This window comes from Ruegeria sp. BHSA118, from assembly GCF_059613405.1.
The window spans coordinates 1-9,220 of sequence record NZ_JBXWSM010000109.1 but is presented as its reverse complement, the minus strand read 5'-3'; the positions used below and the strand labels follow the sequence as shown (position 1 = coordinate 9,220).

The following is a 9,220-nucleotide window of genomic DNA, read 5'->3' as shown; positions in this document are numbered from 1 at the left end:
GAACGAGATATTCGAGCCGATGTAAATGGAATCCGACAGGAGCAGGTCACGCAAGAACGGGACTTTCATCGCCTCGGCCTTCGCATTGTCGGTGATGTATTCGCCCATGTACCGGGTGCCGATGCGATAGTCGATCGAGTAGTGAAACCAGTTCCCTGAGTCCCGAAGAATGTTCGAGACATAGGTCTTGCCCAGACCGGACATGCCAAAGAACAGCACCTTCTTGCGGCTTGCCGTGCGCCAGTCTTCGGCTGAGTTATAGATCATCTTGTGCTGTCCCTTTTTTGCCTTTGCTAAATCGGGCAGCGCACGGCGTCAATCACGGCGGCCGGCTCGGTTCAATACCACAAGGCCCATGGCAAGGATGACAAAGCCGAAATAGGCATTCGGCGGCAGCGCTTCGTTCCGCAGAATCGCACCAAGCACGATGGCGACAGGAGGGATGACAAGCGTCACCAGCATCAGGTTGCCGCTGCCCGCCATCGCAAGGACTCGATAGTACAAAAGGTATGCCCCCGCTGTTGCCACAATGGCGTAATAGCAAATCGCAGCCCAGGTGATCGCGGGCAAAACAAGCGTTGGCACCCCGTCCGTCATGAGCGCCAGCGGCAGGATCAGCAGGGTCGAGCCGGTCAGCATTCCAGCGGCCGCGACGACGGGGTGAAGGTCAGACAGATGATACCGTGCCCAAACTGCGGCAAAAGCATACGAGAGCGTTCCGGCCAACACCGCAAGCTGCGCTGTGTTTTGCAGGCTGAAAGACGTGAAGGTCTGTATTCCGATGGTGATCGAGACACCGAGAAAACCCAAGACGACTCCGATCACGCGGGCTTGTGTCAATCGTTCATCCTTGAAAAACACAGCCGCAACCAGAACACCAAAAATGGCCGTGGTCGCGTTCAGAATGGCCGTAAGCCCAGAGTCGATGTAAAGCTGACCCCATGCCATCAAGCTGAACGGGATGACATTGTTCAGCAATCCCATGATCAGAAATGCACCCCAGATGCGCAGAGAGCGGGGCAGCGAAAGCCCCTTGCCCCATGCCACCAGCCACAGCACCAGCATCGCCCAGAATGTGCGGTGCAAAACCGATGTCATAACGGGAATGGAATCCAGAGCGACCCGGATGGCCACAAAGGATGCGCCCCAAATGACGGCCAGAAAAATGAGCTCGGACCAGGCGCGCCGAGAAAGGTGTTTTTGGGCGTTCATGACCGCACAATTTCATTCAATCGAAATATACGCGACCCGAAACCTGCGCATAAAAAGGCCCCGCTGAAACAGCGGAGCCTTGAAGATAGTCATCCTTGGATTAGTTCAGCGCGTATGTGATCTGGAAGCCCACGCTCCAGGCGCTGTTGCCGGTGAATGTTCCGCGTGCATTCGGGCCAGCGCCATTGGCTGTCGCGTCACCGATGTCGGTGTAACGAACACCGCCGGAAATCTTGGCCTTCTCCAGCGAGTACGTCCCGCCCAGACCAACACTCCAGAACCCGTCGGTCGGGCCGAGGTTTGATACTGGCGTGCCCTGGGACGTCTCGTAGCCCAACGTCACAGCGCCGCTGAACTCTTCCGAGAATTGATACCCCAAGCCCAACGAATAGGTGAAGGTCGCATCGGCGTAGTCAACAAGGTTGCTGGTCGGTGGGTAGTTTGGCGGGTTGTACACCAGCTGTGGCCAGTCGACCCAACGGATGGAACCAAACAACAGCGTTTTAGGCGCGACGCCTGTCTGGAAATCCAGGTTGATCGACTGGGGCGTCTCGATTTCGCTGTTTGTGTTGAAAGTGGCCACGGTTCCTGGCGGAATCGGCGGGATCGGTGGTGGGTTCAGAGATTCTGTTTGTGACAGATCGTGACTGATCTTGGAGTTGTAGGTCAGTGACACACGTGCCGCGATTTCCGGTTTCTCCCACGCGACACCGATTACGTAGCCGAATGCTGTGTCGGCGTCGGAGTCAACCTGATATCCCGCAGTCAGCGGAACGGTGACCGAGGCCTTCACACGCTGCGCACGAATACCGCCGATTGCGCTGAACCCGCCATCGAATTTGTAACGCAGCAATGCCGTGATGGCGTCCGTGTCCGCTGTGGCCCTCAGAGTGTCGGTGCGACCGCCCGGAATAGGGTTGATCGAAAGAGGGTAGGTGTTTGCGTATTCGATGTCTGCGCCAAAGGGCTGGTCATACATGATCGCGAAATCGAGCTTTTCGGTCAGTGACGTTTTATAGCCCAGATGCGGTGTGAAAAAGTCGTTCGCAACCTCTCCGGAATCGACCGGTTGCCCGATGTTCGGTCCGGCCAAAGCAGGCATGGTGCCCGTTACGCTGGGATTTGTGTATCCCAACCGGAACTGAACTGCTGATCCTTCTTCGAAGATCAGGTTGATGCCCTGACCGCTTCGATCCAGACCGCCTGCATATCCTGCCGTCGCTCCAACGCACAAAGCGCAGGTCGCGAGAAGTGTTTTTTTCATTCTGTCCTCCCTAACAATCCATGGCGGGCTTCAATGGCGTTTGGCTGAGTGTAATGAACGCCTGTCCCGTGTATGATGAGCGATACTCTCTTTTTGGTTACTTTAAGGTCAACTGGTGACGGTGCGTTACGTATTGCGACTACTGTTTTCAACTGTTGCTAAACTGTTACGGCTCTCAGACCAGATATTCAGGAAAATTCCCGAAAAGATGACCGCCGCGCCGATCAGAACCCAGTGGTCAATTGGTTCGTGGTACAGGATCATTCCGACCACTGCGATCGTGGGAAGCCTCGCAAAATCAAATGGGATCACAACTGTCGCCGGGGCGATCGCCAGCGCGTTGGTGATGCAGAAATGTGCCAGCAGCCCCGCCAGCCCGACCAGAACCAAAAACGGAACGGTTTGCGCCGTAGGCAAGGCAATCTGCCCGTCAAATCCGGCTGCGATGGCCCCAAGCACCGCCTGCATTGAAGTAAGCCAGAAAACGATGCACCCGATGCTGGCAAATCGAGTGAGTTTTTTTGTCGTAATCGTTGTAAATGCAAAGAAAATCGCAGACGCGGCTGCGGTTGCAAGGCCGGGACTCATCGGTGCACTGCCTGGGCGCGTGACAATCAGAACGCCTGCAAAACCGATCAGCGCTGCCGTTATCTTGAGGGGCGTCAGACGTTCATTCAGCAGCAGCGGCGACAGCAGAATCACCCAAAGCGGCTGTGTAAATTCCAATGCGAACACCTGCGCCAAAGGCGCAATGGCGACCGCATAGAACCAAAGATTCTGCCCTGTGAAATGCAGGGTGTTTCGCAACGCGTGCAACCCCAGGCGTTGCGTAGAAACCTGAACCCAACCGCCTGTGGCCGTGAGCACGAGGGCGACAACAAGAAACCCGACAAGGCTTCGGTACATCATGATCTCGAACGTGTCGTGCACGAGGCTCAGTTCACGACCGGCAACCGCCATCGAGGAGAAGGACGCAATGGCTCCGGTCATCCACAAGGCGGCCTTGAATGTGTTTTTTTGTGTCTGATTCACGTGCGCACCCCGACCTGGCCGCGCGGTCACGGCCCCGGTATCGGGGCTTTCGCTACGCGATCAAAAAGATTGAATTCGTTGAATCATTGAAACGCTTATGAAGCGTCAGGTTCAAGGCCGTGCCCGGCTTTTTCAGGCACGGCTTGGGAAGATTTCCTGCGATCGGGTCGCTTTGGCGTCGAACGCGGTTGCGGTTTGCCGGATCACTCCCACTCGATGGTTCCGGGTGGTTTCGAGGTGATGTCATACGTGCATCGGTTGATGCCCTTGACCTCGTTGATGATCCGGGTTGCCGTTTCGCCAAGGAACTCATGGCTGAACGGGTAATAATCCGCGGTCATCCCATCGACCGAGGTGACGGCCCGCAACGCACAGGCATAGTCATAGGTGCGCCCGTCGCCCATCACGCCGACGGTGCGGACGGGAAGGATGGCGACGAAAGCCTGCCAGATGTCATCATAAAGCCCGTGTTTGCGGATTTGATCGATATAGATCGCGTCGGCCTCGCGCAGAATTTCCAGCTTTTCGCGGGTGATCTCGCCAGGGCAGCGAATGGCGAGACCGGGGCCGGGGAAGGGGTGGCGCCCGATGAAGCTCTGCGGCAGACCAAGCTCGCGACCCAAGGCGCGGACTTCGTCCTTGAACAATTCGCGCAGCGGTTCCACCAGTTTCAAGCCCATCTTTTCCGGCAGGCCGCCCACATTGTGATGGGACTTGATCGTTACGGAAGGCCCGCCCGAGAACGACACCGATTCGATCACATCAGGATAGAGAGTGCCCTGAGCCAGGAATTCGGCGCCATCGATGGTATCGGCGTGTTTCTGGAACACGTCGATGAACAGTTTTCCGATTATTTTGCGTTTGGTCTCGGGGTCGCTCTGACCTTCCAGTTCGCCAAGGAACAACTCGGATTCGTCGGCGTGGATCAACTGAATGTTGTAGTTGTCCCGGAACATGCCAACAACTTCCGTGGCCTCGTTCTTGCGCAGCAGCCCATGATCGACGAAGACGCAGGTCAGCTGATCCCCGATTGCTTCGTGAATAAGGATCGCGGCAACCGAGCTGTCAACGCCTCCGGACAATCCGCAAATGACCTTTTTGTCTCCGACTTGCTCGCGGATCTTGCGGATCATCTCTTCGCGATAGGCGCCCATGGTCCAGTCGCCCTTGAACCCGGCCAGCTTAACGAAGTTTTCATACAGTTTCGCGCCCTTTGGCGTATGGTGTACTTCGGGGTGGAACTGCACGGCATAGAAGTGCCGCGATGGGTCGGCCGTGATCGCATAAGGTGCGTTGGGCGAGGTTCCGAATACCTCGAACCCAGGTGCGATTTCACTGACATGGTCGCCGTGGCTCATCCAGACTTGTTCATCGCCGTCCGCGAACCAGCCATCCAGGATATCCAGCTTGTCTTTGGGTGTAACAAAGGCGCGACCAAACTCGGCTGTGCCATGGCCGCTTTCGACCTTGCCGCCAAGCTGATGCATCATCACCTGCTGGCCATAGCAGATGCCCAGAATCGGAACGCCATAATCAAAAATCTCTTGCGGGGCGCGGGGCGAGCCCTCGCGCGTCACGCTGTCCGGACCGCCCGAGAAAATCACGGCGCGCGGCGCCATTTCCCGCACGAAATCCATCGTGACATTCTGGTAAGGGTGAATTTCACAATAGACATTCAGCTCGCGCAGGCGGCGGGCGATAAGCTGCGTAACCTGGCTGCCGAAGTCGATGATCAGAAGGCGGTCGTGGGATGTCTGGGTCATAACCGGCTCATAAGTTGCAAGCCTTGCATGTGCAAGCGGTATGGCGTCATTTGGTACAAAAGCTGAGTCAAACCGGCGGAAAGACCAGGTGCCATGTCGAAGATCGAGTTCAGAACGGCTGCTGTGGCGGATGCAGACGAGGTAACGCGGTGTCTGGAAAGTTCTTATGCAGATGCGGTGAGCAGGATCGAGGATCTGCCAGACGTCACTGCCGGAATCGCGGATGACATCAAGACCCACCGCGTCGTGCTTGCGATATCCGGCGGTATAGTCGGGGCCATTGTCTTTGACCAAGTTGACGACGCAATTATGGTGTTCAACCTAGCGGTTGCCCCCGAAGCACAAGGGCAGGGAATCGCGCGGCAATTGATGCAGTTTGCCGAAGAAGAAGCACAGGCGCGGAACCTATCCAAGCTAAGGTTGCGAACCCATAAGATGATGAAAGACACGATTGCGATGTATCGGCACATGGGCTGGAAAGTGACGGACCAGGTGGGTAGCGGCCTAACCATGGAGAAAGCGTTGGAGGCCGATCCTGACTGACCGCCTGCTTCGCGGTGGGGCGGCAATGTCGCTTTTCCCCCCAGAGCGCCGTAATCCCTATGCTTGAGTTCTGGCAAACCTGTATCAAAACGCTCAATCTAACCAACCAGACGGGATTTTCTCATGGCAGAGGCAAACACCCGGCGCAGGGCGAGAGGTGGCGGTGGCGCCGCCCGCCGTGCCGAGCGTACCGCAGTTCGTATCGAGACTGCGAAATACATTGAACGCAACATTCCGAATTTCGAGATCCTCAACGACGAGGCGCTTGAGATTATCGAAAACAACGCGGAAACCGTGTTGGAAGAAATCGGCGTCAACTTTGTCGACAATCCATCCGCTTTGGAACGGTGGCGTGACGCTGGCGCAGATATTGACGGTGAGCGTGTGCGCATCCCGCGTGGTCTGGCGCGTGAGCTGATCAAAACAGCGCCCAGCCAGTTTACCCAGCACGCCCGCAACCCCGAGAAATCGGTTGTGATCGGTGGCCGCAACATGGTTTTGGCCCCGGTTTACGGTCCTCCGTTCGTGCGTGATGCACAGGGTGGGCGCCGCTATGCAACCATGGACGATTTCAACAAGTTCGTGAAACTTGCCTACATGTCCAAGTGGCTGCACCACTCGGGCGGTACGGTGTGCGAGCCGACCGACATTCCGGTGAACAAGCGCCATCTGGACATGCTGAAGGCGCATATGACCCTGTCGGACAAGCCTTTCATGGGCTCGGTAACCGATCCCAGCCGGGCACAGGATTCGGTTGAAATGTGCGAAATCCTGTTCGGCAAAGAGTTCGTGCAGGAAAACACCGTGATGACCTCGCTGACCAACATCAACTCGCCGATGACATTCGACGATGTGATGATGGGCTCGTTGGAGGTTTATGCGCGCAACAATCAGGCCTGCATCATCTCGCCCTTCATCGTGGGCGGAGCGATGGCGCCGGTCTCGGTGGCCGGCACTTTGACACAGGTTCTGGCCGAGGTCATGGCCGGCGTTGCCTACAGCCAGATCATCCGTCCGGGTGCCCCCGCGATTTTCGGCGCGTTCGTGACGTCGATCGATATGAACTCGGGCGCGCCCACCTTTGGCACACCAGAAGCCGCGCATATCACATATGGTGCTGGCCAGTTGGCGCGCCGTCTGAACCTGCCATACCGCTCGGCCGGGTCGTTCTGCGGCTCGAAACTGCCGGATGCGCAGGCTGCCTACGAAACAGCGAATTCGCTGAACATGGGTCTGCTGTCGGGCGTGAACTTCATGCTGCATGCCTGCGGCTGGCTGGAAGGCGGTCTGGTCGCCGATTTCGAGAAGTTCGTCATGGATGCGGATCAGTTGGGAGTGCTGCATTCACTGGCCAAGGGCGTCGCATATGATGAAAACGCGCAGGCCATGGACGCAATCCGCGAAGTAGGGCCGGGTGGTCACTATCTCGGCTGTGCCCACACGCAGGCCAACTTCAAGGAATCCTTCTGGAAATCCGAAGTGCTGGACTACAAGCCATATGAAACCTGGCAGGAAGAGGGCGCGCGTGACACGCGGGCTTTGGCTTCGGCACGGGTTGAACATTTGCTGGCCAATTATCAGCAACCGCAGATGGACCCGGAGACCGCAGCGGCGCTGGAAGCCTTTATTGCCGAGAAAAAGGCCTCCATGCCGGACGCATTCTCCTGATTATTGAAGAACCGAGGCGCGGCTGGCCTGATACAGCTGCGCCTCACCCAACAGCGCAATAAGCAGATCCAGATGCCGCACCAATGAATAGGCGGCATCATCATCTCTTCGCTGTTCATTTACCTCTTTCTCCATCTCAAGCAAACGCAGCAGCGCCTGACCTGAACCGGGCAGCGACCCGTATCCCAGAATACGTTGCAGATGCCTTTCCCGATTGTAATCCCGCGCCCCGAATCTGGCAGCACGCGCCAACATGCTTGGGCGGCGGAGGGTTGCGATCATTGTCATCAGGTCCTGCATGTCATGTGTCCCTTTTTCGAGAATTGATGGGCCCTGTTTCGCACAACCTAAGCGGGTGTTGCCTTGGTCAGAGTCCCCCCGAACGATGGTTTCACGACTGTTTATCTTTTTGAATCAAATCTGGTTCTTGCCTTGTGTGGTTAACGAACGAGTAACGAATGGACCTCTAGTTAGATTTGGTTAACCCACATTCCGAGGGCGAAAAGTGGCAGTTTGTTTTGTCGACGAGGGCAAATAATTATGGAAAACAACATGGCTTTCACCATTCCGGCATGGGTTCCTGAAGGGGCGCAAAGATACCTTGCTCATACCGAGACCGGTCGCTCGATCCGCGATATCGCGCGGTCCGCCGGGTGCCATGCGTCGACTATCCTCAGGCAAATTCGGCGCATCGAAATGCGCCGCGACGATCCATTGGTGGATGCGGCCTTGCAATCGCTCGCAGAGACACATTTTTCAGCTTCGGAGTGCGCCGACGGCCCGACAAGCGGGTCAGAAAACGCGGCTGAAGAAGAATTTGAAAATGAGGCACTGCGTGTGTTGCGCCGCCTGAGCGAGACGGGTTCGGTCCTTGCCGTGGCCGAGGAAATGGATAAGGCGGTGGTCGTACGCGACACCGGCAATGCCGGGGCTACAAGAACCGCGGTTGTAGAGTGCAGGATCGCGCAGGCCCTGGCTTTGAAAGACTGGATCACCTGTGACAATCCCGGTCGAATTTCGCGATATCGGATTTCCGCAGCGGGGCGAACAGCGCTGAGTCATTTGATCGCCAAGGCAGAAAACAAGGCGCGTGCCGGGACTGACTTTGGTTTTGCCGAAGCTCAGAGTGCCTTTCAGGGCAAGCCTTCGGGCGGGCCTGCCGAGCGGATCAAACGCATTCGGTACAGTGCTGCGGAAAGCCCGCTGATTGCATTGTCGCGCAGACGGGATCGTGACGGAAAACCGTTTCTGGATGAAACCCTCGTCAGCGCCGGCGAGCGCTTGCGCGAAGATTTTGAGCTGGCACAGATCGGCCCTCAGGTTTCACAGAACTGGGATCGTTTTCTGACGACAGGTGGTCGACGCAGCTTTGACAGTGAAAGCCATGGAGGAAAGGGGGCTTCTGATGCGAAGGACCGCGTTGCACGCGCCTTGTCCGACCTGGGGCCGGGTCTGAGTGATGTTGCGTTGCGTTGCTGTTGCTATCTGGAAGGGTTGGAGCTGGCGGAAAAGCGAATGGGTTGGTCAGCGCGTTCCGGAAAGATTGTCCTGCGGATCGCCCTGCAACGGCTGAAACGGCATTATCAGGAACAGGCGGAACGAGATCGGATGATCGGCTGAACAGAAAAAAGGCCCGATGCATACGGGCCTTTTCTTTTGATTTGCGGCTTAGGCCATTTCAGGTTCTGCTGACGCCTTCAGGTGCTTCATCAGGTTTTCCGGCGAGGACACGCCATAG

The 9,220-nt window shown here is 56.9% G+C and carries 8 protein-coding genes and 1 pseudogene; 3 read left to right on the top strand and 6 right to left on the bottom strand.

Going from position 1 to position 9,220, the window contains the following annotated elements; all coding sequences use genetic code 11:
- The 5 genes and pseudogenes from AC2FNN_RS20630 to guaA all read right to left on the bottom strand — a co-directional run.
- Window positions 1–267: pseudogene (locus tag AC2FNN_RS20630) on the bottom strand (ATPase); the annotation flags it as partial.
- Between the two features lie 48 nt (window positions 268–315).
- Window positions 316–1,212 carry a DMT family transporter gene (locus tag AC2FNN_RS20625; RefSeq protein ID WP_496760298.1) on the bottom strand — a complete coding sequence of 299 codons (897 nt, stop codon included), beginning with the start codon at window positions 1,210–1,212 and terminating at the stop codon, window positions 316–318.
- Window positions 1,213–1,312: 100 nt separating this feature from the next.
- On the bottom strand, window positions 1,313–2,476 hold the full coding sequence (locus tag AC2FNN_RS20620; RefSeq protein ID WP_496760297.1) for an OmpP1/FadL family transporter: 1,164 nt from the start codon (window positions 2,474–2,476) through the stop codon (window positions 1,313–1,315).
- A 126-nt stretch (window positions 2,477–2,602) separates the two neighbouring features.
- A complete protein-coding gene (locus AC2FNN_RS20615; protein WP_496760296.1) occupies window positions 2,603–3,508 on the bottom strand; it encodes a DMT family transporter in 906 nt (301 codons plus the stop codon).
- Between the two features lie 203 nt (window positions 3,509–3,711).
- Window positions 3,712–5,271, bottom strand: a complete 1,560-nt coding sequence (guaA, locus tag AC2FNN_RS20610; protein WP_496760295.1) for a glutamine-hydrolyzing GMP synthase — start codon at window positions 5,269–5,271, stop codon at window positions 3,712–3,714.
- 93 nt (window positions 5,272–5,364) lie between these two features.
- Here guaA and AC2FNN_RS20605 point away from each other — a divergent pair, with 93 nt between their 5' ends.
- On the top strand, window positions 5,365–5,814 hold the full coding sequence (locus AC2FNN_RS20605; RefSeq protein ID WP_496760294.1) for a GNAT family N-acetyltransferase: 450 nt from the start codon (window positions 5,365–5,367) through the stop codon (window positions 5,812–5,814).
- 123 nt (window positions 5,815–5,937) lie between these two features.
- Complete coding sequence (locus AC2FNN_RS20600) at window positions 5,938–7,482, top strand: trimethylamine methyltransferase family protein (protein WP_496760293.1); 1,545 nt, start codon at window positions 5,938–5,940, stop codon at window positions 7,480–7,482.
- Here AC2FNN_RS20600 and AC2FNN_RS20595 read toward each other — a convergent pair whose 3' ends face one another.
- Window positions 7,483–7,782, bottom strand: coding sequence for a DUF6477 family protein (locus AC2FNN_RS20595; RefSeq protein WP_496760292.1), 300 nt, complete (start codon window positions 7,780–7,782; stop codon window positions 7,483–7,485).
- A gap of 240 nt (window positions 7,783–8,022) precedes the next feature.
- Here AC2FNN_RS20595 and AC2FNN_RS20590 point away from each other — a divergent pair, with 240 nt between their 5' ends.
- Complete coding sequence (locus tag AC2FNN_RS20590; protein ID WP_496760291.1) at window positions 8,023–9,102, top strand: DUF6456 domain-containing protein; 1,080 nt, start codon at window positions 8,023–8,025, stop codon at window positions 9,100–9,102.
- Window positions 9,103–9,220 lie beyond the last annotated feature (118 nt).